At 51.9% G+C, this 25,926-nt stretch carries 17 protein-coding genes and 1 tRNA gene; 10 read left to right on the forward strand and 8 right to left on the reverse strand.

All coding sequences use genetic code 11. From position 1 onward, the window contains the following. Nucleotides 1-123: 123 nt before the first annotated feature. The 6 genes from DV706_RS13085 (at nt 124) to DV706_RS13110 (ending at nt 7,258) form a co-directional block, all read left to right on the forward strand. On the forward strand, nt 124-1,524 hold the full coding sequence (locus DV706_RS13085) for a metal ABC transporter solute-binding protein, Zn/Mn family (RefSeq protein WP_006065527.1): 1,401 nt from the start codon (nt 124-126) through the stop codon (nt 1,522-1,524). Nucleotides 1,525-1,621: 97 nt separating this feature from the next. After that, on the forward strand, nt 1,622-2,365 hold the full coding sequence (locus DV706_RS13090) for a metal ABC transporter ATP-binding protein (protein ID WP_006065528.1): 744 nt from the start codon (nt 1,622-1,624) through the stop codon (nt 2,363-2,365). Further along, nucleotides 2,362-3,507: a metal ABC transporter permease gene (locus DV706_RS13095; RefSeq protein ID WP_006065529.1), complete on the forward strand. Its 1,146-nt coding sequence runs from the start codon at nt 2,362-2,364 to the stop codon at nt 3,505-3,507. The genes DV706_RS13090 and DV706_RS13095 overlap by 4 nt, the downstream gene beginning before the upstream one ends. Before the next feature lie 121 nt (nt 3,508-3,628). Continuing rightward, on the forward strand, nt 3,629-5,725 hold the full coding sequence (locus DV706_RS13100; RefSeq protein ID WP_006065530.1) for an acetate--CoA ligase family protein: 2,097 nt from the start codon (nt 3,629-3,631) through the stop codon (nt 5,723-5,725). Further along, a complete protein-coding gene (locus DV706_RS13105; protein WP_006065531.1) occupies nt 5,722-6,864 on the forward strand; it encodes a phosphotransacetylase family protein in 1,143 nt (380 codons plus the stop codon). Before DV706_RS13100 ends, DV706_RS13105 begins: the two co-directional genes overlap by 4 nt. A 100-nt stretch (nt 6,865-6,964) precedes the next feature. Further along, on the forward strand, nt 6,965-7,258 hold the full coding sequence (locus DV706_RS13110; protein WP_006065532.1) for a PRC-barrel domain-containing protein: 294 nt from the start codon (nt 6,965-6,967) through the stop codon (nt 7,256-7,258). Nucleotides 7,259-7,265: 7 nt separating this feature from the next. Here DV706_RS13110 and DV706_RS13115 read toward each other — a convergent pair whose 3' ends face one another. Next, nucleotides 7,266-8,714, reverse strand: a complete 1,449-nt coding sequence (locus DV706_RS13115; RefSeq protein ID WP_006065533.1) for a DHH family phosphoesterase — start codon at nt 8,712-8,714, stop codon at nt 7,266-7,268. A 171-nt stretch (nt 8,715-8,885) separates the two neighbouring features. Here DV706_RS13115 and DV706_RS13120 point away from each other — a divergent pair. Next, nucleotides 8,886-8,959: transfer RNA gene (locus DV706_RS13120), tRNA-Lys, on the forward strand. Nucleotides 8,960-10,283: 1,324 nt separating this feature from the next. Here the strand turns inward: DV706_RS13120 and DV706_RS13125 are convergent. Then, a complete protein-coding gene (locus DV706_RS13125; protein WP_083902014.1) occupies nt 10,284-11,903 on the reverse strand; it encodes a potassium channel family protein in 1,620 nt (539 codons plus the stop codon). Between the two features lie 1,176 nt (nt 11,904-13,079). Between DV706_RS13125 and DV706_RS13135 the strand changes: the two genes are divergently transcribed. Beyond that, entirely contained in the window at nt 13,080-13,889 is an 810-nt protein-coding gene (locus DV706_RS13135; RefSeq protein ID WP_136350879.1) for a hypothetical protein, read from the forward strand. Between the two features lie 1,038 nt (nt 13,890-14,927). Here the strand turns inward: DV706_RS13135 and DV706_RS13140 are convergent. Next, nucleotides 14,928-15,926 (reverse strand): transposase, encoded by a 999-nt coding sequence (locus tag DV706_RS13140; protein ID WP_006065536.1) that lies wholly within the window; start codon nt 15,924-15,926, stop codon nt 14,928-14,930. Between the two features lie 434 nt (nt 15,927-16,360). On the opposite strand from DV706_RS13140, the gene DV706_RS13145 reads away from it, so the two are divergent. After that, nucleotides 16,361-17,809, forward strand: coding sequence for a hypothetical protein (locus tag DV706_RS13145; RefSeq protein ID WP_006065537.1), 1,449 nt, complete (start codon nt 16,361-16,363; stop codon nt 17,807-17,809). Between the two features lie 255 nt (nt 17,810-18,064). On the opposite strand, the gene DV706_RS13150 is transcribed toward DV706_RS13145, so the two are convergent. Beyond that, nucleotides 18,065-18,952 carry a hypothetical protein gene (locus tag DV706_RS13150; protein WP_136350880.1) on the reverse strand — a complete coding sequence of 296 codons (888 nt, stop codon included), beginning with the start codon at nt 18,950-18,952 and terminating at the stop codon, nt 18,065-18,067. 1,503 nt (nt 18,953-20,455) lie between these two features. Between DV706_RS13150 and DV706_RS13155 the strand changes: the two genes are divergently transcribed. Then, the gene (locus DV706_RS13155; RefSeq protein ID WP_006065538.1) at nt 20,456-20,938 is read left to right on the forward strand and encodes a ribonuclease HI family protein; all 483 of its coding nucleotides are present in this window, start codon (nt 20,456-20,458) and stop codon (nt 20,936-20,938) included. A 68-nt stretch (nt 20,939-21,006) separates the two neighbouring features. Here DV706_RS13155 and DV706_RS13160 read toward each other — a convergent pair whose 3' ends face one another. The 4 genes from DV706_RS13160 to DV706_RS13175 all read right to left on the reverse strand — a co-directional run bounded on the left by DV706_RS13160 (nt 21,007) and on the right by DV706_RS13175 (nt 25,916). Next, nucleotides 21,007-21,465, reverse strand: coding sequence for a hypothetical protein (locus DV706_RS13160; RefSeq protein WP_006065539.1), 459 nt, complete (start codon nt 21,463-21,465; stop codon nt 21,007-21,009). Then, nucleotides 21,465-23,450 carry an AAA family ATPase gene (locus DV706_RS13165; protein ID WP_049889715.1) on the reverse strand — a complete coding sequence of 662 codons (1,986 nt, stop codon included), beginning with the start codon at nt 23,448-23,450 and terminating at the stop codon, nt 21,465-21,467. The genes DV706_RS13160 and DV706_RS13165 overlap by 1 nt, the downstream gene beginning before the upstream one ends. Before the next feature lies 1 nt (nt 23,451). After that, complete coding sequence (locus DV706_RS13170; protein WP_006065541.1) at nt 23,452-23,646, reverse strand: DNA modification system-associated small protein; 195 nt, start codon at nt 23,644-23,646, stop codon at nt 23,452-23,454. Nucleotides 23,647-23,735: 89 nt separating this feature from the next. Continuing rightward, nucleotides 23,736-25,916, reverse strand: a complete 2,181-nt coding sequence (locus DV706_RS13175) for a DEAD/DEAH box helicase family protein (protein WP_083902015.1) — start codon at nt 25,914-25,916, stop codon at nt 23,736-23,738. Between the last annotated feature and the right edge of the window lie 10 nt (nt 25,917-25,926).

A 25,926-nucleotide genomic window follows, 5' to 3' on the forward strand; every position in this document is an offset into this window, starting at 1 on the left:
CTTCGACTGTCAGTCTCGCACTCGAGCGGCGATTTGCTAACGACTGAAACGCCGGCACCACGCCTTATTAAATCGTCTCGCTGATATAATAATACTTTTAACCGCGTACCACCACCTACTGGTATGAATCTGACACGGCGGTCAGTGCTTGCGGGTACTGGTGCCGTCTCGCTCGGTGCGGTCGCCGGCTGTCTGAGCGAGCCCGATGAGATGGGCAACGAGGGTGGCTACGCCGCCTTCTTTTCGCTCTGGGATTGGGCGAATCAGGTCGCCGACGGCGAACTCGAGTTCGAGAACCCGGTCCCGGCCGGCGAGATGGGACACGGCTGGGAGCCCGACTTCGACCTCACCGCAGACGTCGCCTCGAGTGAAGTGTTCATTTACATGGACACACCCGAATTCTCGTGGGCTCAGGACATCGTCTCCGGCCTCGAGCGCGACTACGGCGACAGCGTCACCGTGATCGACGCGATGAGCGGGATGGGTCCACACCTCATCCCGTTTGGTGGCGCAGACGACGATGACGAGACTGAAGGGTTACCGGAACCGGACTACGACCACGAGTTCGACCCCGACGATATCGTCAGAGAGCGGTTCGACTTCTATGATCTGCGCTCGGAAGACCAACTCGGCTACTGGCACATCGACCACTGGCATGGTGGAGTTCCAGAGGTGCCGGTCGATGGCAGCGTGCCGATCGGAGCCGTGTTCCGAGATTCGGACGATCGGATCGTTCCGCTCGGGCAAAACGAGGCGTTCCAGTTCGACGCGCGACTGGCCGAAGGCGCTCAGGAGGGCGTCATCGAGATCACGTCCTACGGCGACTACGTCGAACTGACGGGCCTCGAGACAGGAAACACAGAGATCATTTTCGAGCTTCGTCACGAAGGCGAACTCGTCTACGACACCGACGCGGCTCCGATGAGCGTCGACGTGGTCGAAGGAGAGGGAGCAAGCGAGTTCCACGACCCACACGCCTGGGTCGATCCAGTCCTCGCACAGGACGCTGTTTCGAACATCGCCAACGGTCTTGCCGAGATCGATCCAGACAACGCCGACCTGTTCGAGGAGAACGCCGAGGCGTACAACGAGCGACTCGCCGAGGTCGACCGGCAGTTCGAGCAACTCGTCGAGGACGCAGACCGCGAGATCGTCGTCTTCGTCGGCCACGACTCCTATCAGTACATCGCCCGGCGATACGGGATCGAGTTCCACACGCCAACCGGTGCGACACCTGACGCCAGTGAGGATTTCGCTGCTGTTGCGAACTTGATCGATATCGTCGACGAACACGACATCGACACCATCCTCTACGATCCGTTCGAGTCCAGTGATCCAAACGACATGGACGACCTCCCGAGCGACGCCGAACAGCTCCTTGAGGGCAGTTCGGCGACTGACGCAGAGCCGCTTAGTCCGGTTGAGGGGACGACGGGCGAATGGAACGAGGACGATTGGGGATGGGTCGAACAGATGGAAGAGATCAACCTCCCCTCGTTGCGCAAGGCGCTCGATGCCGAGTGAGTCCATGCCAGAACCGACCACGTCGGTATCGGCCGAGAGGCCGCCGCAAGATGGAAGAATTAAACGTTCGGACGCTCGACGCTCAACGGAGAAGACAGTGACACCGATCGTCGACGTACAGGACGTGACGTTCGCCTACGGCGAGAAAGTCGCCGTCGAAGACATCTCGCTGACGATCGAGCAGGGGGACTTTCTCGGATTGATCGGCCCAAACGGGTCGGGCAAGACGACGCTGTTGCACCTCATGCTCGGTCTCCAGCGTCCCGATAGCGGCACGGTCGAACTGTTCGGCCAGCCCATCGAGGAGTTCGAGGCAGGCGAGCGGATCGGCTACGTCTCCCAGCGCTCGACCGATCGGGGTGAGACGATGCCCGTGACCGTCCGGGAGGTCGTTCTCATGGGTCGGTTCGCCCATGCCGGGCGCTCGAGGCTCACCGAGGAGGATCACGAAATCGTCGATGAGGCCCTCGAAACGGTCGAGGTCAGTGATCTGGCCGATCGACAGATCAACCAGCTCTCAGGTGGCCAACGCCAGCGGGCCTTTATTGCCCGTGCGCTCGCCTCCGAGGCGGATCTGCTCGCACTCGACGAACCAACAGTCGGCGTCGACGCGGAGTCGCGCGATCAGTTCTACGGACTGCTCGACGAACTCAACCAACAAGGGATCACGATTATTCTCATCGAACACGACATCGACATCCTCACCAAACACGTCAACAAGATCGCCTGTATCAACAAGGAGCTCTACCACCACGGAAAGACCGTCTCGTTCCTCGAGAGCGATGCACTCGCAAAGGCCTACGGCGCGGCCCATGGCGTCGTCGAGCACGATCACCAATGAGCCACGACACGAACAATCCAGCTGAGGCCACGGACGCCGCCGGCGAGAGCGTAGGTGTTCGTGCGCGTCTCCACGCGGTTGGCCCCTCGAGGACGCAGCTCGAACTCGGCGGAATCGCCGCGACCGCGCTGCTCGCGATGGCGATGATTGCGTTTATTACCCTCGACTGGCTTCGTGGCGCGCCCGCTTGGCTCGGCGTCGCGCCCCATGCGGAGTTCCTGTTCAGTCAGTTCCTCATCGTCGGGATGTGGATGGATTTCTACCTCGGAACGAACATCTTCCAGCATCCGTTTATGTGGCGGGCGATCGCGACAGGTGTCCTTATTGGCATCGTCGCCCCGCTCGTCGGGACGTACCTGGTCCATCGGCAGATGGCACTCATCGGCGAGACGCTTGCCCACACCGCCTTTGCGGGCGTCGCCGTCGGTTTGATCTTCGTGGCGTTCGCCGAGGGGACGATGTTGCTCTCACACGTCAGCAATAGCGGCGCGTTGATCCTCATCGCGATGGTCGTCAGCGCGCTTGGGGCGATCGGCCTCCAGTGGCTTACGGCAAAGACGAACACCTACGGTGACGTGCCGATCGCAATCGTCCTCAGTGGCAGTTTCGCCGTCGGAACCCTCCTCATCAGCTGGGGCCGTGAACGTGTCTCGATGGCGATCGACATCGAGGGCTTTCTCTTTGGAAGCCTGACCATCGTCACCGTCGAGGGGGCCCGGATGGTTGCGTTCCTCACCATCGTCGTCGTCGCCGTGATCGTCTTGACCTACAAGCAGCTGCTGTTCATCACGTTCGACGAACAGGCGGCTCGTGTCGCGCGACTCAACGTCGACGGCTACAACACCCTGTTGATCGTCATGACGGCGGTCGTCGTCGTCGGCGCGATGCAGATCCTCGGCGTGATCCTCGTCGCCGCGATGCTCGTCTTGCCGGTGGCCACGGCTTCCCAGATCGCCAGAAGCTTCCGTGAAACGTTGTATCTCTCCGTGCTGTTCGGACAGGCCGCAGTAATCGGTGGGCTGGCGTTTGCGATCTGGGCGAGTCTTCCACCTGGTGGCTCCATCGTCGTCGTCGCCATCGGCTTCTACCTGCTTGCGATCGTCCTCTCGGATCGCTCCGGGATGTCGATCTCGATGCACTGAGTCCGTCGGTCGCTATCGCCTCCCGATTGTCTCGAGGATGGCGCTCCGACGTGACGTATCCGTGCCCAACAGACGGGAGGAGGCCACGGCTTTAATTCCTCTCGCGTCGACCCAGTGAACGATGGGACGGTTATCCGCGTTATTCGACCCCGAGACCGTCGCCGTAGTTGGCGCGACCGACCGCGACGGTGCTGTCGGCCGTGCGATCGTCGAGAACCTCCGTGACGAGTTCGTCGGGGAGGTCGTGCCGATCAATCCGAAACGTGACGAGATTCTCGGGCTCGAGTGTTATTCAGCTGTGTCGAGTGCGCCGCCGATCGATCTGGCGGTCGTCGTCGTCCCGCCCGATATTGTGATCGAGTCGATCCATGATATCGCCGAGGCGGGGACAAAGAACGTCGTCGTCATCACCGCCGGCTTCTCGGAGACTGGCAGTGAAGGTGCCAAACGCGAGCGCCGGCTGCGCGAGATCGCCACAGAGTACGATCTCAACGTCGTCGGGCCCAACAGTCTCGGGATTATGTCCACGCCGAACGATATGAACGCCTCCTTTGGCCCCGAAACCGCGCTCGAGGGCTCGATCTCTTTTATGAGCCAGTCGGGAGCGTTCATCACGGCCGTCCTGGACTGGGCCAACGAACAGGAGATCGGCTTTCAGGACGTCGTCTCGCTCGGGAACAAGGCGGTGCTCGACGAGACGGACTTCATCCGCGAGTGGGGTGCCGATTCAGAGACGGACGTTATCATCGGCTATCTCGAGGGGATCGACAACGGCGACGAATTCATCCGGGCGGCCCGTGACGTGACCGACGAGACGCCGATCGTCCTCGTCAAATCCGGTCGTACTGATGCCGGCGCACAGGCAGCCTCCTCACATACTGGCGCGATCGCCGGCAGTGAGCGGGCGTATGAAGCCGGCCTCGAGCAGGCGGGCGTGATCCGTGCTAACTCCGTCCAGGAGCTGTTCGACTACGCACGGGCGCTGTCAGGACTGTCAGAACCGGACTCGGACGGTGTTGCAGTCGTCACGAACGCAGGTGGCCCTGGCGTGTTGACGACTGATGCAGTCGGTGACGTGCGCCTCGAGATGGCCGACTTCACGGACGAAACGATCGATGCGTTGAGCGAGGCGATGCCCGATGAGGCCAATATCTACAACCCGATCGACGCCATCGGCGATGCCGACGCCGATCGCTTTGGCGAGGCGCTCGATATCGCACTCGCGGATCCGAACGTCGGCAGCGCAGTCGTAGTTAGCGCGCCGACTGCAGTCCTCGAGTATGATACACTTGCCGAGACGGTCATCGAGAAACGTGCCGAACACGAGACGCCCGTCGTCACCTGTCTGATGGGCGGACAGCGAGCACGTGCTGCCGAAGAAGTCTTGCGCGAGTTCGGGATCCCGAACTACTTCGATCCCGCCCGAGCAGTCGCTGGACTCGATGCGCTGGCCCGATACCGCGGCATTCGCGACCAGACGAGCGAGGAGCCCGAACGGTTCGATGTCGATCGCGAACGCGCCCGAGAGATTCTCGAGCGCGCGGCCGGCCGTGACGACAACCGACTGGGCGTCGAGTCGATGGATCTCCTCGAGGCGTACGGCATCCCAACCCCGGATGGCGAGATCGTCGACGACCCAGAGCGTGCACTCGAGGTCGCCGAGCGGATCGACGGCGACGTCGTAATGAAGATCGTCAGCCCCGATATCTCGCACAAATCCGATATCGGTGGCGTGAAAGTCGGCGTCGCCGACGCGGACGTCTACGATGCTTACGAAGATCTCGTCGCTCGAGCGCGCAACTATCAGCCTGACGCGACGATCCTCGGCGTGCAGGTCCAAGAGTTGGTCGATCTCGACGTCGCCACCGAGACGATCGTCGGGATGAACCGCGATCCGCAGTTCGGCCCGCTCTTGTTGTTCGGCCTCGGCGGCATCTTCGTCGAAATTCTCGAGGATACGTCGGTACGTGTGGCCCCAATCGGCGAACGCGACGCTCGAGAGATGATCGACGAGATTCGAGCAGCACCGCTGTTGCGCGGCGCTCGAGGACGTGAACCCGCGGATATCGAGGGGGTTATCGAGACGATCCAGCGACTCTCACAGCTGGTGACTGACTTCCCGGCAATCCTCGAACTCGATATCAACCCGCTCGTTGCCGGCCCCGATGGCGTACAGGCGATCGACCTTCGACTCACCGTCGACACGGAGACCCTATGACCAACACTGAACCCACGGCGACCGACCAGACCGACACCGACAGCGAACCGACCGACGACAGCACCGACACGATCCTCGTTAGCTCGCTAGAGACCAGCACCGGCAAGACGGCTATCACGCTCGCACTCGCCCGGCTTGCACAGCGCGAGGGCGACAGCGTCGGCTACATGAAGCCAAAAGGAACCAGCCTCCAGAGCAATGTCGGGAAGACCCTGGATGAGGATCCGCTGCTCGCTCGCGAACTCCTCGACCTCGACGCGGAGATGCACGACTTAGAACCAGTTGTCTACTCGCCGACGTTCATCGAGCAGGCGATCCGCGGGCGCGAGGACCCAGCGGAGCTCCGAGAGCGCGTTTCGGAGGCGTTCGAAACGCTCGCAGACGGCACCGATCGACTGTTCCTCGAGGGCGGCGGCGAGTACGACATCGGCGGCATCGTCGATCTCACGGATGTTGACATCGCAGCGCTGTTGGACGCGCGTGTTGTCCTCGTCGCATCCTATACCGTCCCCGGCGACATCGACGACGTGTTGGCCGCGGCCGACGCCTTCGGCGACCGTCTCGCCGGCGTAATCTTCAACGACGTTCCAGACGCTGCATACGATCCGCTCGAGACCGATGTCGTCCCCTTCCTCGAGGGGCGAGGGATTCCGGTCTTCGGTGTCGTGCCGAGCGAGCAGGTACTCTCGGGCGTGACAGTCGACGAGCTGGCAGCGGAGCTGGGAGCATCGATGCTCGTCGACGCCGGCGCGGACGCGTACATCGAGCGGTTTACTGTCGGTGCGATGGGCGGCGATAGCGCCCTGCGCCATTTCCGCCGGACGAAAGACGCCGCCGTGATCACCGGCGGCGATCGCGCCGAGATCCACCGGGCCGCACTCGAGGCACCCGGCATTCGGTGTCTCATCCTGACTGGCGGCCACCGGCCGTCGGGAACGATTATCGGGCAGGCAACAGAACGCGGAACACCGATTCTGACGGTGCAGACGGACACGCTGACGACTGTCGAACGTGCTGAAGACGTCGTCCGAAGTGGGCGTACACGCAACGTTGAAACTGTCGACCGGATGGAACAGCTCCTCGGTGACCACGCAGCCATCGATTCGATTCTAGCCGCCGACAGCGATCGCCAACAGTAACACAGCATCGGCAGGTATCTAGACAACACGTTCGGTTTCAGTCTGCAATGACTGTCATGTCTGACCAAGAATTAAGAGTCCACCCTGCATGAGGCCAGACATGGACGATACTCCTCAAGAGATCACCTCTCTCGTCGGACGCGAGGTTTACTCAAACAACGGCGTCTTCGTCGGCGAAGTCGAGGACCTGCGGCTGAACGTCGACGGCGAAGCGGTGACCGGACTCGCACTCGGAAACCTGAACACTGAGCTGTTTGCAGACGCCGCCCACGGCGGACAGGGCATCATCGTTCCCTACCGGTGGGTCCGATCCGTTGGCGACGTGATCCTGATCAACGACGTCGTCGAGCGTGTCCGCCAACCCGACGATGAAGAAGACGAACTGATCGCGTAGTGGCGCGCTAGTTCCCGTTTGACCCTTCGCTGCCATCGACGCCCATCGCGTCGAACAGCGTCCGCTTGACCGCCTCTTCAGTCAACTCGAGCAGTGTATCCCGGGTATCCTCCGAGATCTCGATGCCAGTGAAAATGCCGAGTGGGATCTCTGCACTGGCCTGTGTCGAGTGGCCTGCTGTCTCGCCCATCTCACCGTAGGCGTCCTCGAGCACTTTGCCGATGTTGATGCGGATGTCCTTCGAGCGCCCGGCGAGGAAGATGGTCTCATCGGCGATGCCGAAGACGGCAGTCGTCGTGACGCCCTCGAGATTGAGCAGGTGGCTCGCGGCCTGTGTCAGCGCCTCCCGATCACGGACCAGGCCCGCGTTGGAGACGAGGTGACTCCCCTGCACGTCGCGGTTGGCGATCGCTTCGGCGAGCACATCGAGCGTCTCGGGTGACATCGATGGCGACTCGACTTGTTCTAGGGTGTCGTGGTTCGCAAAGGGATACAGATAGGCCGCGGCGGTGAGGTCGGCGGGGGTTGTGTCGCGTTTGAAATCCAGCGTCTCTGCACGGATGCCATACAGCAGTGCCGTCGCGACTTCCTCGGAGACGTTCATGTCGAACTCCTGAATATATTTCGTCATGATCGTCGACGTCGAGGACATGTTGGGACGGATGTCGACGAACTCGGGTTCGAACTCCACGTCGGATTCGTGGTGGTCGATCACGATGTCAACGGGGAGTTCCATCTCCGACGAGGTCGCGTGATCCACGAGCGCGACCGTATCGTACACCGATCGATCCTCGACTTCGTCCCACTGAACCAGATCGATCCCCAGCAGATTGACGAACGCGCGATTCTCCTGATGACCGACATCGCCCAGATAGATGATGTCCGACTCGATTCCGAGGTGGTCGGCAATCGCCTGAAGCGCCGCCGCACTCGCGATCGAGTCCGGGTCCGGACTGTCCTGGGTGACGATCGCCAGCCGCTCGTCGGTCTCCTCTAACAACTGGGCGAGTTTGCCCGCGTTGTACTCGAGTTCACCCGACTCGAGGGCTCGAAGCGCCGATTCGGCGATCACCGACGACGGGTTGATGACGATGTCCGCGCCAAGTTCCTCGAGTTCGTCGCCGGAGACGGGATCGCTCGCGCGGGCGACGACGAACTGGGTGTTGTCGGCGGCGCGGATGTGTTCGACGGCGCGTTTGTTCGATTCGACATCCGAGGCAAGGATGAGGACGACGTCGCGGTCAGCGACGAGCTCAGCAGCCTCGGGCTCGCGGATGTCTGCGGTACGGGCGTCCAAGTCCTGATCGCGAAGCGACTCAACGCGGCTCTCGTCGCGGTCGATGATGCGGACGTCTTTGCCTTGTTCGACGAGCTCCTCGGCGACGGCGTAGCCAACGCTACCACAGCCCAAGATCGCGTAGTCAGAGATCGACGAGATCGTAACCCCCGTACTCATTGACCGAGTGGTCGGCCCGACCACACTTAACGCTCCCGAAGATTGTTACATCGCAACAGACGGTCTAGGTGACGGGAAAGACGTCCCAGATGTAGTAACGCCTGGTTCTCTCTGCCACAACGCCGACCAAGGGAAACGTATTTTAGGTCCCATCCGAAAGTCGAAGGTACAGGGCCGGTAGCTCAGTCCGGCAGAGCGTCTGACTCTTAATCAGACGGTCGCGTGTTCAAATCGCGCCCGGCCCGCTTTCTTCCTTCACGACTTTGAGTCGCGCTACCCAGCAGACAGCGGGGCGATCGGCTTCGCGCCGACGTTATCCCCATTTTATTTGAGTCACTTAGTGAACGGCACTCGACGGCGTCTGGCATCTACAGTTTAGTTCTCGCGCGCAGACTTCATTCTGTTGATTGCTAGCATTCATCTCTTTGGTCAACGGTGACTCTTATCATTTGACTATAACAAAAGTTTGTACAAAGTGGTTTTGTGTCTCCCACTCCGGCGAGTCCACTACAATTTCACTCGTTTACAAATCGCCTGAAAGCGTCCGGTTTCACCACCCTAAGTCGGTACTGAGGGGGACAGTGAATCCGGCTACCACTCGGACTGTTATCTGAGCGGACAGTATTGCATATATTTGCGTACTACTTCATTCTATCGGGGGCGACAACCGCGTGCGGGATACTACCCAAGAGACCTAAATTATCGGCAGAACTAATGCCACAAAGTTTCCCCATCTAATTTACTAAAAATGAATTATTTAGAGATGTAGTCGGTATTCTGCGAATCAAACATCTATTGTAGACTCACGATCGGCTGTCTTGCATCAGCCGATCGATCGCCCGAACCGCCTAAGGATGTGTCCCACTGCTATATTTGACAAGTAGGCGACGACAATCGGGGATCCCCAAAAGCGGACGATCATGCGCTAGGCTGAGTTCAGATTACGTAGTAGTCTTGGGAGTGACTCGTCCATCAATGAGATAGAATGAAATCGCGCCCGGGCTGCTTTTCTTCGTTCTCAATCAGAGTCACGCTAACCAGATACGTCATGGGGTCAAGGTCCGTGCCGACGTTGTTCTCGTTCTATTTCGTTCGCTAAGTGAACGGCACCTGACCACGTCTGGCATCTACCGTTAATTTATTTCACGTGACGATTTCGTTCCGTTGGTTGTTAGCATTCCACTGTATCAGCATGGGAGACGGTGAAGTATCAGACTTGTTAAGAAATACGATAATCATTCCCTGGTTGTGCGGATTGTGGAAAGTTGATCGATATCCTAGTCCTCATTGACTAGCGTAACTCCTCTAATAAGATCTCAACTGAACTCTCTGATCGAAGATTACCCACTCCAACTTGAGTTATTCTGTTCTCTCGGATTGAAGTTGACACTGGTCTGCAACGCGTTCCGTATCGAACACGAATGTTTCCGTGACCTCATTAGGTACCTCTGTGGCGAGACAGAGTGGCGGAAAGATACAATCAACCCGTGACGGCATTAACTCGTATCACCACACTTGCTACGAAGATATGGGAGAGAAATATCATGGTGAGATTTTCAAATCCCGAATTTAGCGTGTCACTTGTTTGCCTAGCGTGAATACAAATAATGCAACAAAGAATGGACCTAATAGGGACTCAAATGCCATGAGTAATGCCGACCAAAACGTTGCCGGAGAGTAAGAACTTGATCCAATTGTAGAGAATGTTAAAATGCTAAAATATAGGTTTGCTCCGACTACATCGATTATTATACTTGGATCAAGCGATCCATTGATATCGAAGGTAAGCTGACGACCTGATTCCGTCTCATGAACTCCTCCTAAAAGAGGGTACAGAATAAATCCAGAAATCAATGGAATACCAGCAGCCCATGCTGCTGCTTTCCACGGTTGTTCACCATATCCACATGTTATGTCCAAAAATTTATTCTTCCATTGAGAAAGCTTCAAACGCCATTTCTCTCTAGTTCTTAATGTAGATGTTGAGAGATGATGAGCTCTTTTCTTTCTTTTAGCCCTCATCTCATTTATTAGAAACTGTGATGCCGATTGACTATCGCCTTGTCTGGAGGCTCTCTCTTTTGCCTTAATATATGTTTCTACGTTATTTCTCATTTCGAAAGTGTGATCATACAGACTATGTGCTTTACCTGCTTCTGGCCCTGATATTTTTTCTTTTATATATGAATTCACAGTCTTATTATCTATGGAGAAATTATGAAGTTGCCAATCTGCATTCCTGAGTTGATTGTGCATCTGCGTAAAATCGAAATCTGAATAATTTGTATCATTAAAATAAAAATCAGAAACATTATTACTAGTAAATTCAAATCGGACATCCCCTAATGTGGATTGAGATAGGTCATATAGCGTTTTGGCCTTCTCTTGTTGTAAAAGCCTGCCTTTTTTCAGTTCCGAACGAAGAATCCTGACTAATCTATCTGAATTACCCTCGTTAAATACATGGATGTTTGATATATTGCAGTCAGATATATGGATTAGAAAATCGGTTAGAATACAATCCATTCTAAGTTCTTCATCTACTGAAACATCATTAAGAATAATAGATGTCCAAAATTCACAGTCCTTAAAAATCAGATTGCTCCTGAATTCCGATTCATTAATATTAATCAAGCCACCAAACCGCGATCCTGAAAAATCAACCTCTTCATCATAGACCCCCTTCAAATAACTATCTCCCCAAACATCTGTATTTAAAATTTTAATTTCTTCTGACCAGTTTGATCCTGTGAAATGGAATCCTCCTTCTATAGTGCAATTACTGAATGATAATTCAATAGAGGTGTTAACGTCAATTATGTTGACGTGGCCAATAGTTCCACTTTCGATAGTGAAGTCATTGACAAAATCACAGTTACAAATACTCAATTTGTCATTGATAATTGGATGTATGAGTTTAGAAGTATGAATTGACCTCTCTCCAATTTCCCTATCATTGAGGTCTATACTCTTGAATTTCGGTGCGAATATGTCCTTATCTTCACTCAGCAGATCAAGAAAGACTTCTTCTTCTGTCTGCTCATGGTATTCTGGCTCAGAATGGTATTTACAGTAATCACTATTATCTAAAGAATCCTTAGGACATGGAACTCTATCTTCGGTAATTGGTATAGTTCCCCGTTCATGACGCCACTTATCAGGCTGAAATACAGCTTCACACTCAGACATTAGGATATCAGTAGTATCATTTTTATATTAACTTTCGGAATAAGATGGGACTGTTATGGCGATCGTGATCGTCAAAAACGAGCGATCGAACTTACTAGCAAAGTTGCAGCAAGCGAGGGTCTGACGCTTGAACATATAGCTCATACTTAACATCTCGACAACTGACAAACTGGCTGGTGTGTCATGGTATCCGTCGCCAGATCACGTGTCACAGGCGACCTTCTGAACTCGCCTCTCTTCCCGTACCATACCCCCGACATTGTTCCGACGTCAGTGTCGACGATGTCTTCGGGAACGAAATCAACTGCTTCGTGCGATCAGATCCTGCTGCGAGCTCTGAGTGCAATTACGATCCGCTGCTATGTTCCGTCGGTCGCCTTGAGAAGTGCTGTCACTTCGCCTTAACTGAGCTACATCTTCACCAAGTCGTACTTCTCGTGCTGTGGCAGATTCATACTGGTCACGATGACCACATATCGGCCAAAGACCGCCAGCAATCTAGGATCTTACCACCGATCAAGGATCGATCATGGTGATTCTGTGCGGGACTACCGCAATTCTCGGATCCGACCACCACGGCAAGTACGTCTATGAATATAGCGTTGGAGTCATGCAGCAGGCAGACACAAAACCAATAATGGAAGATATTCCGCAACCGTCGAGTGATTCTTACTCAATCGGTGATCGGGTCCGAATCTATATCGGTTCTGACGATTCAGATTCAAGATATCATGGGAAAGTCTGTGAGATTGTCAAAGTACTCAAAGACGATCTTGATGCAGAAACTGGTCGAACCATAGATGCGTACTCGTACATTCTTCGAGATATAGAATCCAACAAGGAGCTTCCAATCTCATTTCGCCATCACGACTTGGTACCAACTAGTGACGGTCAGTAGTTGCGACGACGTTGTTGAAACTCTCAACAGATGACAGGAGCTGGCTGCTGAATACAGAGAATGAGTTCAGCACAGCACCCGTTTTATTTCGCACTACTAATTCAGAACTATCTGAAAGAGAACGTACATACTTAGCGAGTCGGCATGTCCGAGATCATCTGGTTGCTATACATTCCTCTCAGTACATTCTCTCACAAATCCCATATTCAATAGAGATAGGAACCATAATAGGGCAAACTGGATGTACTTTAATATTTGATCGGAGAGTATACCTGTGTATGAGTGATCCTACCGATGGCGAATTTATGTCATTGAACGAGGTGACAGTCAGTGGTGATAGTGATGACCGCACTTTCTCTTTCAATAATTGGAAACCAAAATCACCAGCTATTGATAAGGATGTTTGGAGGTATCGATGTTTAGAACACTACACATCGATATTAGATCAACAATGCCTTTGGTTTTCACGTCCCGACCAATTTGATGATCCATTTGAAGGATCTCTTCCTCGGAAAAATATTGAAGAACGACGCGACAAATATTCATCATTTGTGAAAAAGGATCGTTCTGCGTTTCGTTATATATACCGTTTTGTGACATATTTGAATTGTTGGTATAGTGAAGAGCACGAATCAGATGCTATGTGGCGACTTTATTCTGATGAAGGTAATGCATTAGCAATTAAATCTACACCTTCGAAAATTGAAGAATCTATAAATGCTCCTGATGAATTGATATTTGGGGAGGTAGATTATCGTAATTACGATACCTTCAAAATTGAAACTGAAAACCCAATAGCCCCATTGTTTTATAAACGGAACGCTTTTGAATTTGAGAAGGAATTTAGGCTGCTCACTCACTATCATAGTAGTGATCTCCCAGGCAGCATGTCTGGAGAAATTAAAGAAATACAACCAGAAGGCATCCCTGTTCCAGTTGATGTTGAGAAGATGATTGAGGAAGTGATTATCTCCCCAACTTCCTCAGAGGAATTTATAAATAATGTAGAATCAATAACTGAAGAATATGGATATGATATAACTATAAACTCATCAGATCTATTAAATAAAGAATATGCATTTTTCTAATGGACGTATAGTAGGTCAGACCATATATTGAACTCGTATTATTGAATCCACGTCGTAGTCAGTACAGGGAATCTACTGACCGATCGCCACTTTCGTAGATTGAGCCGAAGCTTGTGCTGCATTCGCGCCCTGTATTCAGCACGACTTGCTGGACGTAATCTGGACCCGATAGAAACTTCAGTGGGATCTTCGCGACGAGTGTGTGACAGACCTCGTGTCTTCTCGAGCGACCCAGACAATAGTTCTCTTGGAGTCAACGCTGAGTTCGACCTTTGCGTTCGGAACTCAATCGCTCTGTCGAAGATCTTCTCCTCTACTCTCGTCGAGCCAGAGAGGACGATCAAGACTACGATCTCGGTATTAGATTGAATCACTTCTCCAATCCTATATAAACAATCAAACAATTTATATCTCAGATGGTTTTGATGGAGACGTAGTGTGCTTATCATCTATCAACGGGCTGTTCTGTCATTGTCAGCATAACGTTTAAGCTGGTAGAGCGCATACGTATAGTCGCATACGAATTTCTCACCCGGAAGCCATTACGCCTCTTCCGTCCCGTCGGAATGCCGCAGTAAGTCACCAACGCCAAAAGCTCTCTCATCCACTGGGTGTCAGAGCTACGGACACAACCGGAGTAGGGAATTTTCCCAAAATACTGGAGACAGTAGCACTCGACCGAGGGTTCGGCTCATTTGATTATGAGGATCAGCGTACTGTTGATCGATGGACGGTGTGGTACGTGAGGGTCGTGAAATCCATCTGGACGAGTTTGCAGCTGTCCTGAACGAACACGTATTGTGTTGTAGTGGGCGTCGTTCTTCTAAAATTGTACGGCTCCGCACAGCAAACGACTCGAAGAAATATTCTATCGAATATTTCCGAGTCTTGACTCACGTTTTCTTTCTTGCCGAAAGAAAACGATCGTCGAAACCGCAGAAGGATGGGTTCCCAGGAGGGTTGAACAGCTCCGCAGCAGACTATAGTAGTTCGAAAACCATCCGTTGATTTCAACTGGAGCGTGTCATAGAATCCAACTCATAGCTTGAGCATCTCACGTCCCGGACCGTGTCCTCGCTCGTAGTTGGTGATTGCAATGACGATCCGAAGACACAGCGCAACGAACACTTCTGTTCGTGCGTGGACGCGGCCTCGGGCGCAAACGTGCCCGAGGCCGCAGTCCTTGACTGCATCGTTGGTTCGTTCGACTCCTGTCCGGTTGTTGTACGTCTCGTCCAGAATGGATTGTTTCAGCTGAACGTCCTCGCTGTGTTCCTCGATTCGGTCTTCGACCCTGTACTCGATGTTTTTCGGGTCGTCAGTGTTTCGCGGATTATATGGTGCGATTGGTACGACTCCCGCGGCCAGCAGGTGGTCGTGCCAATCGAGGATGTCGTAGGCACTGTCTCCAAGCATCCAGATCGGTGTATCGACGGCGAGCGCGTCACGGGTGACGCGCATCGCCGTCTCTTGGTCTGCTTGTTTGGCCTGGGTGAACTCCGCCGCGATCGGGATCTTTGTGCCGGTTGAGACGATCGTACAACCGAAGCCGTAGTAGTACTCTTCGGCTGTTGGATCGTAGTTCCATGAGGCAGCGTCGTTGTACTGGATCGCTTCGACGTGGGTCGAATCGATGGAGTACGTCGAGTCGAGCAGGCCGCGGGCGGCGGCCTGCTCGACGAGCCTGTCGAAGACGTCGTCGATGACGTGTTCGAGGTCGGTGAGAAACCGATCAATCGTGTCTCTCGATGGCGGTTTCTCAAGTCCGCAGTAATACCAAGCGAGGCCGTGCTGGAGTTCTCGTGCAACCGGTCGTGTGCCGTAGATATCCTTGTAGTAGCAGTGCAGAAAGCCGCGAAAGAGGTCTGGTGGCTGGTGAACTCGTGTTCGCCCCCTCGAAGCGGGGGCGAACACGTCGTACTCCAGTAGAAACTCGAACTCAAGGTGCTTGAACAGCGGTACTGTCTCGGTAGCCGCGACATTCAAGAAGTCGTCTACCGAAGCTACGTCTTGCAGGGTTGCGCTGGTGCTGGACACACTTTCCGCACCCTGCTGCTTCGTACGTGACGCTTTCTATGACACGCTCTTCAACTGAATAATAGACTACTCGTTCCGTGTTACGTTTCTACGGTACGAGAAGTGGTTGCTTCCAACTCAGCATATTTTTCTAGTACGAGTTTGTCCGCGCCGACTGGATACCCGATTGGCTATGACAGCGTCAACGTCAGCCTCAAGTGAGGTCGTTTTGCGCCGATTAATTGATTTAACCAACAATCACAATCGTAGTCTACTGTGTTGGTTAAATTCGAACGGATCCCACACTTCACGACTAATAACATCGAGGTTCATTTTGAACAGGACTGGATCTACAACGAGTGCGATCACTTTCCTAGCGACACGAGTATCCAATTCGATTCATTATCCTGCTAAATGACACAGCCCTGAAGATGGTACAGTCGTGAATGGGAGCAATGGACGAAGAGAAGAAGGGAGCTCTGGTAGAGATGCTCGTCGCAAATTCACTCCCAATTCGTATGATGGAGAGTGAAACCGGGAGCGACGAAGACGATTCCCACGATTTTTCCACCCTCAAGCGCGATTCACTCAAAGATCTGAAATACAATTATGCGATGCAGCGCCTCATCGTCGATTACTTCAACTACGACTCGATGCAGGTTACTGTCAACGATCTCCAGCAATCGGTGATGACTGCACTGATGGATTTGGCGAACGATCCATTGGTACTTGAAGAGTTCACTGGGAGAAAGACGAGCGAAAACTCGGATAAATCGAACCAGGTGCCACCAGACCTGCCCGTACAAAAGACGGTAGAAGATGACGGACTTGTCGAGGTGTTCTCGGCCAAAATGGATGTTCTCAAACGGAGCTGGGGAGAGACGTCGTCTCGTGAGTTCACCATCTGGTTCCCCTGGCATATCTGTTGGGGTGACGATCCGTCGGCGTTCGAGATGTACGGACATACGTTTGAATCCGCCGACCAGTCCGAATGGCGTCCCCGTCTCGAGGAAATTGCACGTGGACCGGACGTGAGCGGTGGTGGATACATCCTCAAAGAAATCGAAAAAGGGAATTACGACGTGTGGAAGACGACGATCTCAAGTCGAACTCCGCGGTGGGCGATGCTTCGGTTCAAGAATGCGCTCAAAATTCTCTCGGCACAATTGAATCACTCAGCGTACTTTATGAAATCCCAGACGAGGGCTAATCGGTTGGGACGAATGTCGGGAGATACGAGGGGTGGTGGCCGATGGACGGCGATCCAGCGCCCGTTTGGGGTGTTCTACGTTGATGAATACGTCGACGAACGCCCCTACACCCCTCACTGGGGAGCAAACGTGTATCATCGTGGCGGACACCCTGAGGTTCCTCTCGACTACTCATCGCTCATTGATCGCTTTGATACCCATCTGCCTTTTGAGAACCTCCGGGTTGGTCACGAACCGTTGCTCCATGACGTCTTGGTCGACTATCAGCAGGGACTCACAGAAACTGACCATCGACGCTCGTTCATCAATTTCTGGCGAGTCATCGAGGAATTGTCGCTGGCCGGTCAGGGACAGAAGGAAGTGACAGTTGAGCGCGCCCTATTCGCGTTAGAGTTGGTTACAGACGGGGATTACGATCCGATTTTCGAACGGGTTGCCAACGAAATCTGGGAGGTTCGAAACACTCGAACCCACGAGACAGGGTGGATTCACATCGGTACTGAGCACGAGATTGTCGCGAAAGTGCTTGCCGATGCGATGATCGGGCTATACCTGACCGAGTTCGTAGACACGGACGGCGACATTGATAGATCAAAGACACGTCGTGTCTTCAAATGGGCAACGAAGTCAGATACGACCAGAGAAGAGACTCAAAAGGCGTTGAACACCCTCAACCGCCTTCATGATGAGTGAGAGACAGGTAAGGGAACGTACTTGCTCGGATTAGTGCCATTCCTACCACAGATTCAACTCTGATAGACTTACGCCGGGCGTCTATCACTCCGAATCCTTGTGCGACCACGATTGGCTCATAACCGACACTCGCTGCCTATTCAACACGAGTGCTGAGACCTATTATCAGCTGGTGGTTCCACAGATCCGGTGGTATACTCTGGCATAACTAGCAGTCGAGCTCGTAGTAGCCTCTGGGCCACGATACCTACCGTTTCAAAACCTAGAGACTCCGGCGCTTGATCGATACCCACGTCTTGATGATGCGTCTGCGATCGCTCCAAACTGGAGTTCTGCTTTAGTCATGCCATCGTGCACATTCACCTCTGGATCAGCGCTGCCGACATGGGGCAGTTGGTTACCCACGTATCTTGCAATTGGATTTGCAGGCTCTCTATTTTTATCAGCCGGAAATACCTTGAGATCTGTGTTCGGTGAGTCATCAACACGGACTGCACCAGACGGTAGCTCGTTTATATCTGGATCAAATTCCCGAAGGTTTGATGGGAGTTTCTCCTGTGCCCGACAGACTATCGCTTCTAAATCCGTCCGGAGTCCGTTAGCATCAGTCTTGTCTGCCCAGACGATTAAGTGCCAGTGTGGCACACCGTTCGTCCCAGTCCCTGCCTCGATTAGCGCATACTCTGAGCTTCGCTTCTGTCGAAGTCGGTATTTAATCGTTTGAGCTGCCCCATCTATTGCCTCCGCAAGAACCTGCTCATAATCCAGTATCGGTCCATAATTGGGGTCTACAGGACTATATTTCCCAAAAATAGTGGCCAGTCCGACTCGAGGGTTGTCAAATTCCGCGCGGAACGTTCTGTCGGCTTTGTAGATCGTGGCCATTTTCGACTTAGCCCTCTGCCGAAGCCCGCCCGTGTATCCATTTGCGTCCGAACTTGCTTCCTCACCTATGCGGTGGTTCTGATACCTCTCCAAAGCTGTCTCCCAAGATACGGGACAGCCATCATCGGAAAGGTACCGATCTGGGAGCCCATCTGCGAGCGACTCTGAGGCGAATGAGATCTTACTTGGATATACGGATGTGCCTGGGGAGGCAACGGCAGTATCGACTCCGACGGTATCCATCTCAGACTCAGACATTGATCATAACCCAACCAATCCTTTCGGCGTCTTGTCACTCGAATCGAGTACTGATTCGATCGGGACCGATGTGTGACCGTCGCTGGCGTGTAACCTTCGGTGTTTTGACGTTTCTACTACACGAACAGTACTGGGAAGATCCAGTTTAATTCCCAAACTTTCCGGAGTTGAAAACAAATGGTGTATCTCCGTATCTTCACAAAAGACGTCGCGAGAGTCGTTTTCAACAAGGGCTACGAGTTGGTGTTCACGGACCAGCGTATCGCTCTCTGTATCAACGTAGGTAGTGTAGCCTCTCTTATCAGTAAATTTTCGAATCATTGCGACAAACGGCTGGCCACGATCGGATAATAATCGACGCGCGGTATTTGATCAGTCTGCAGTCTGTACCAGTGGGGTCCTGAGAAGAGCACTGCAGTACCGTGGCCCAGGATTTTGTGTCTGTACTTTTCGCTAATATTCTATCTAGTATTTTGTAATTACCATGAATCTGTTTTCAAATATCGGGTTTGTTCAGTTTTCATTGGCAGACGTCTCAGATAGCAAATCTAGCGCATCGGAAATAGTCACATGGAGTGCTGTTTTAGCCGGTAACTTCTGATACTTCCCATGTACGCGGTGAATTTCTTCCAGTTTGTTAGCTGGCACGGTGATAGTCGATTTCGAGTTGTCAGACATTGCGACAGCGAAGAGGCGATCTACGGACGAATCTCCGCGAGATTGGTGTCCTGTTATCTCACTATTACATCTGTAGTCCAAGCGACTAATAAATGCGAACCATGCAGGTAATTACCCCGGCGTTGGGTTCCGTGGTTGGTGATTTTCGCGAGTTTTCACCCCCGACCTGCTCCATACGAATTTCAACTCTCTTTAAAAAAACGAGGCGGTGAATTCTAGTCCCAGAATTAGAGAACAGTCACCTGGAAGAGGGCCGAAGTTGCGGAACCCGATCAATTTTCACCTCGATCTCTAATTGAGCTCGGACAGATTCTGATCTCCCAAGAGGGTCGGCCGACTGGACGTCCTCTTCCGTCTGGACCCACCACTCGGCCGTCTCTCAAGAGCCTCAGGCCGGTGTAAGACGGCCTGCTGTCTCGAGCGGACCAACCTGCCGACTTAGTCCTCAACCGCCTTAGACGGCTCTTATTTCCGTCACAAACCTCTCTCAATGATATCGGGGTCGATCAGGCCCACCCCCTATAGCACCTCTCCTTTCTGCGGTTGCGGTGGGCGCGAGTGCCAGATGGACGGTAGCCCGGAACCCGCAGCGTGAGCGAAGCGAAACGCGAGGGAAAGCCCGGACCGTAGGGAGCACAGCGCAGCGAGCGACCGGCCTCGTTCTGGCCAGGGAGCGCCCAGTACCGTTGAATGTATACAATTAGCTATTCCCGAGTGTGTCAAACACCACCACAGTCAACCCGAACTATATGCACATGAAGCACTATATTATTGCAATATTGAATTTACAAATCTGATATATGTCTCGAGGTCTATTCTATCATCATGGGTCAAAAAGCAGAGCAAGACAACCCAAAACGGAAGACTGACCGAACAACTGATCTTGTGGTTGTAACTGATGGAGCATCGAAAAATAATCAGAATCAAGAAGATCGTCGAGGCGCTCTCGGCTACATAGTTGAGGAGAATAACGAGTGTGTCCAAGAGCACAGTGAGCTGTTAGGGCAAGATCCTGAGTGGACGAGCAATCGTGCCGAGTATCAAGCAGCTATCGAGGCACTCAACTGGGTTCTCTCGAACTATGACCCAACTAGTTGCTCGGTTCGGCTCCTATCTGACAGCGAGTTCATGATCAAACAGATCGAAGGAGAGTACAACGTAAACACCCCGGGTATCAAGCCCTACTTTCGGGAAGTCACCGCACTCATCGAAGAGTTCGACCAGTTTGAGCTGGAACATCGGTCAGAAGAGCCCGGAAACCGAATCGAGCGGGCTGACGAGCTCGCTGGTTTGGCTTTCGATGATTAATAGGAGGACCGAGGGTGTCATAGACATCTTCCTACAGCATTGATTACACCGACGTCTCGGTGAATTACCTATTTTGGACGGACGCCTTCAAGTTCACCTGGGTCACCAAGTGAGTCAATTAATCGAGATTCCCAATCCTCAGCGTTGGCACCTTGAACGATGCCCACAAGATCAAAGTCACCTTGAGTACTGATACCCTCATCTATCAGTTCGACACCTTGATCAGCGTAGTCTAACACTTCTTTCCAAATCTCAGATTCATCAGTTTTTTCACTTTCGACTTTCACCATTTGGTAGACCAATTCGATAGTCTGACGGTGTTCTTCTGGAGTAATGTCGGATAGCTTTATGAAATCCTGGCTTCGTTCTTCTGCATTAACCGTCTTCTGTTCTCCATGGAAGTATCCGTAGATCACACCGAGACTGAACAGTTCATAGTTATATTTGAAGATAGTATTATCCTCATCGCCATCTTCAACCAAACGTTTGTAGATATCCTGTCGAGCAGTTTTGAGTGTTCGAGCCATTAGTCATCCCCCGTGATCATTTTAGCCGATAGTTCTACCTCATCGATCTGAGAGGATTCCTGATCACCATCTCGATGATTGATCTCGTAGTGTTTAGAGGTCCGCTTGGCAATATGGTCTATGTCACTTCCTTCAAGTTCGTTTGGTTGATAGAGAATCATCACCTGGTCACTGAAGTTATGATAGTAACCGAGGAGGTTATTCTTGTGTGTCGGATCCAAACGACCGATCGGTGTATCGACCACTACTGGGGCATTTCGGGTAGCGTATTTGCTTAGACCGGCAATGAACGCATACGCAATTATCTGCTTTTGACCCTCACTAGGTCGCTGTTCGGCAATTGAACGGGACGATTCTTCTGTAAGAACGCGAAGTTCGTAATTCTCTGTGATTCTGAGTCCCCGGTAGTAGTTCGGCCGGTTCGTGAGTTTCAGGAATGTTTCAGAAGCATGTTCTTCAACCGTTTGACGCCGGTTATCGACCAACTCGCCACGGATGTCAGACATAGCATCACGGCAACGCCCGGTAAGTTCGATCAGTTTCTGATAGCGTTCTTCTTCCTCAGATGCCTCTTTTTGTGACGAAATCCGTTTCCGCAAGGAATCTCGTTTATTATTGAGTTCGCCAACCCGTTTTTGATAGCTCTCGACTTCACTTTCTAATTCCTCGATTTCCGCTTCAAGTTCCTCTTCTTGATCTTTGTAATCTGAGAGGTGCTTACGCTCGATTGTCTCAAGTTCCTGTTCAAGAGTTTCTTTGCGGTCTTTAAGATCGCTCTTACGAGTTCTAGCTTGGCGGATATCCTTCTGAAGACGTTGATACCTGTCAAGTTCCTTTCGAACACCGAGATTAAGCCCCTCACTTGCTTGGTCCAACAGCCCCGCAATCTTTCGTCGTTCTGAGGACTGAAGTTCCTTATATCGGTCAAGTAAATGCTCGCGGTGATCTGAATCACCGTCAAGTGGTTCTCCACAGATACAGTGGTCTCGTCCTAGAACGTCATTGATCACATCCGCTTCATCGGTTGTTCCTTCCACATCGTAGAGTTGCTGAATAGTCCCGGCACAGACTGCTGCCATTAATGGTCCGGCCCGCCGGCGAAGTGTGTTCCTTTCGGTGAGTTTATCATCGAGATCTTTATTAACAGTCTGTAAATTCTCGGTAACTTTTTCAAGATCCTTGCGCTTGTCATCTCCTTCCTCGATCGTCTCTAGTTCCGACTGAATGTCTTGAAGCTTCTGGCGTTTTGTACTGATCTTATCCTTTGTCTCTTGTATTTTACCGCCGTCCCCGTTCGGGCCCTCCAGTTCTTCCTTTTTATCGAGTATCTCCGTTAGGTCAGACTGGAGTTCTTCGACTTCGGCGACCGTAGACTCTATTTTTGCGTATTCACGTTCATAGTTCTTTTCTCGCTTCTTCAGATCGCTGACCGCATTTTCAATCTCTTTGATTCCTAGGACAGTCTCGATGGCATCTCGAACCTGTTTATCATTTGCCTCCTCAAATTTTTCAAGTTGCTCAGCGTCAAAGAAAAAGAAATCAGCGACGTTCTCCGGAATGAATTGGTTGATGAATCGACTATAATTGTCCCGTCGGTCGTCATTCCCTACAACTGTATTCCCATCAGCATCTGATACTCGAATAAAGAATTGGTCAGCTGACCGATCATCTTCGTTTGCTACCTGACTAAATTCGACACCACGTTCGATGGTGTATACGTCCCCACTATCATCAACAAACGATATTTCTACTTTTGAAACCCCATCTCCATCGGTTGCAGCTTTCCGGTTGATAAATTGGTCTCGCTGTGAACGTTCGTCAACTCCATGTAAACAATATTTGATTGCAGTATGGAAGGATGTCTTCCCAGTGTCGTTTTCCCCTTTTACCAACACCAATGGCTTTTCCTCTTCGGTATACGGTTCGACTTCAACCGTCCCATAGAACGGCATGAAGTTCTCAAGTCTTATTCGTGTAATTTTCATATTAGTCTTCGCTCACGTGAGATTCGATCGCTTTTTGCACGTCCTTGTGAATCGATGAGCGGCGGTCCATTCCCACAACTTGGCTTTCCGCTTCGTAGATCTCAGCCAGTAAATCAGCAGGCACATCGTGCTTCTGTGCATATTTTTCAATTAAGCGATTGATCTCCCCACCATCCACCTCATCGTTGTATTCCATATCACGACTAATTGTCCTGACCCCTTCTAAACTTTTGTCACATATACCGGCTGTTATTTCCGTTCCATACTGAGCTCCATTGTCTCGTCTTAGCTTGAAGAAGATTCTGGCAGACCATTCTCAAATGGGTCTGGTGGCTCAGTTGTATAAATTAGTGTTTTGAACTGTTCTCCATAATTTGCGAGTTCTTTTGCGAGCTGTACTTCTGCTTTTTCACCGTTTCTAGCAGCGTCCATGAGTAATTTTGCCCGACGAAGCTCCTGTTTGACAAGTTTCAGGGCAGTTTCATCATCAGGCTGGGCATTGATCCCAGGGAGAACCAGCATATCGTATATCACAGCATGGTCTTTACTATCTGATGTTCTTAGCACCCTTCCCCTTCTCTGAATGAATTCACGTGTGTTTGTAGAACTAGAGATAATGACCGCTGTCGGACAGTCAGGGACATCAACTCCCTCATCCAAACACTTGATTGCTAATAGATAGTCAATAGCTCCTGTCTCGAACTTGTGAAATGCGGAAGCCTGCTCATCTGCTCGATCCGAGACGTATACGCCGTAACTCTTGTTTCGATGTTGTAGCTCCTGTTCTAGTTCGTCTATCTGGCTATTATCTTCACAGAAGACGATAGCAGGTGTTGGATGGTCGGTATCGAGAAACGCACCAAACCGGCTGGGCTTTCGGATAGCACTCTTTTTAATTTGGGCACGCTGTCTGAGAAGTTGTTCACGCTGGTTATAGAGATGTTTTGGTGGTGATTCAGAGGATTTGAGTTGTGCCTCGATACTTCCAAGTTGGTTAGAATACTCGAGATATTCGTCAAACTCCTCTGTCGTTAATTCACACAACAGCGGATGGTATTCGTACTCTGCCAGATATCCATTCTCGATGGCGTTTTGTGTGCTAAATCGAAACGGTTCATGGTTGCCGAAGTAATTGTAGATCGCTTGGGTACCTTCCTCGTCCCACTGCCTGTTTGGTGTTGCTGATAATCCAAGCCGACGTCCAGCTTCGATCTCTAAGGTTTTGCGGAACTGAGATGAACCTATTCCGTGGACCTCATCAATTATTATCTGTAGACGTTTTGATGGGATGTGATCAACAGCACGACGGAAGGCATCGCTCGATGCAGTGTGTGGGGTCGTAATGAGGACTGTTCGGTTCTCTTCAGCGATTTCGTTCAAATCACCGATACGGTACGGATCAACGATGCTCAGTATTTGACTACGCCAATCCTCTCGACCGGTACACTCGAGAACCGATATATCGGGACCGAACACATCCGGCAGTTCGTCTAACCACTGGTCAACTAATACCTTAGTTGGAACCACGATCACTGTGAGCCGGGTATCTGCCTGTAATCGGGCTGCTCGGAGAGCTGTGTAAGTTTTTCCTGTACCGGTTGCCATAGCGAAGATGCCACTGTAATCATGATTTTTCCACCAGTTGATCGCATCTTCCTGGTGGGGCCAGAGATCTTTTTGATCATTATCTGTATAGGTGTCCCGTCCTTCTTCGGTGAGAAAGAGGTTGATTGCTGGCAAACCATCGATAGTGTCCGGGCTTCGGGCAGTAACACTCTTTTCTACGGCCTCAGGTAGGTTATAGACCTCTACTTCAGGATCCTCGTTGTTCCACAGTCGGTCAAAAGCATCCTGTTTGTCCTGAATCCGTTTGTCTTCACGACCGATCCACGAACGGAATACCTCAAACGATTCGTAGTTATCTGTCCAGCCAGACTTAGTTTCATTAATTGATCCAGCAAAAGCTATCCGGTTACAGTCATGGTCTTCGATTACCCCGATCTTCTCATGATATAACCGGTATGGGTTTTTCTGTTCATCTTCTGGCATATATGCAACTTTGATGTCAAGATAGCCTTGTTCAAGCATCCAAGCCATACATTTGAACCGATCCGTCTGGAGATACTGATCTACATCCTCTCCTTCGATTCCTCTTTTCAAAGCGTCTTCAAACACCTCTGTATTGTCAACACTCTTGGTGTACTCTTTGAGGATCTCTAAGTCATCATTGCTGAAACGAGGGCTAGTCAGTAAACGCATCTGACCCTCATTCTCAATGAGACCGGCAATACCCTTACCCGCTATAGCAAGTGACTTGCTGTCGAAAAAACCAGCTGCACGATCATACTTGTGAGCTACTGATAGACAGGGGATATAAAACCGATCTAATAGCTCACCTCCCGTACGATAGCTTCGCTTAAGAGAAAGATCTGCTAACGACGACGGGGTTGTATCATCCGAAACCATTAATTTCCAA

Source organism: Natronorubrum bangense (genome assembly GCF_004799645.1).
GTDB classification, from domain to species: Archaea; Halobacteriota; Halobacteria; order Halobacteriales; family Natrialbaceae; genus Natronorubrum; species Natronorubrum bangense.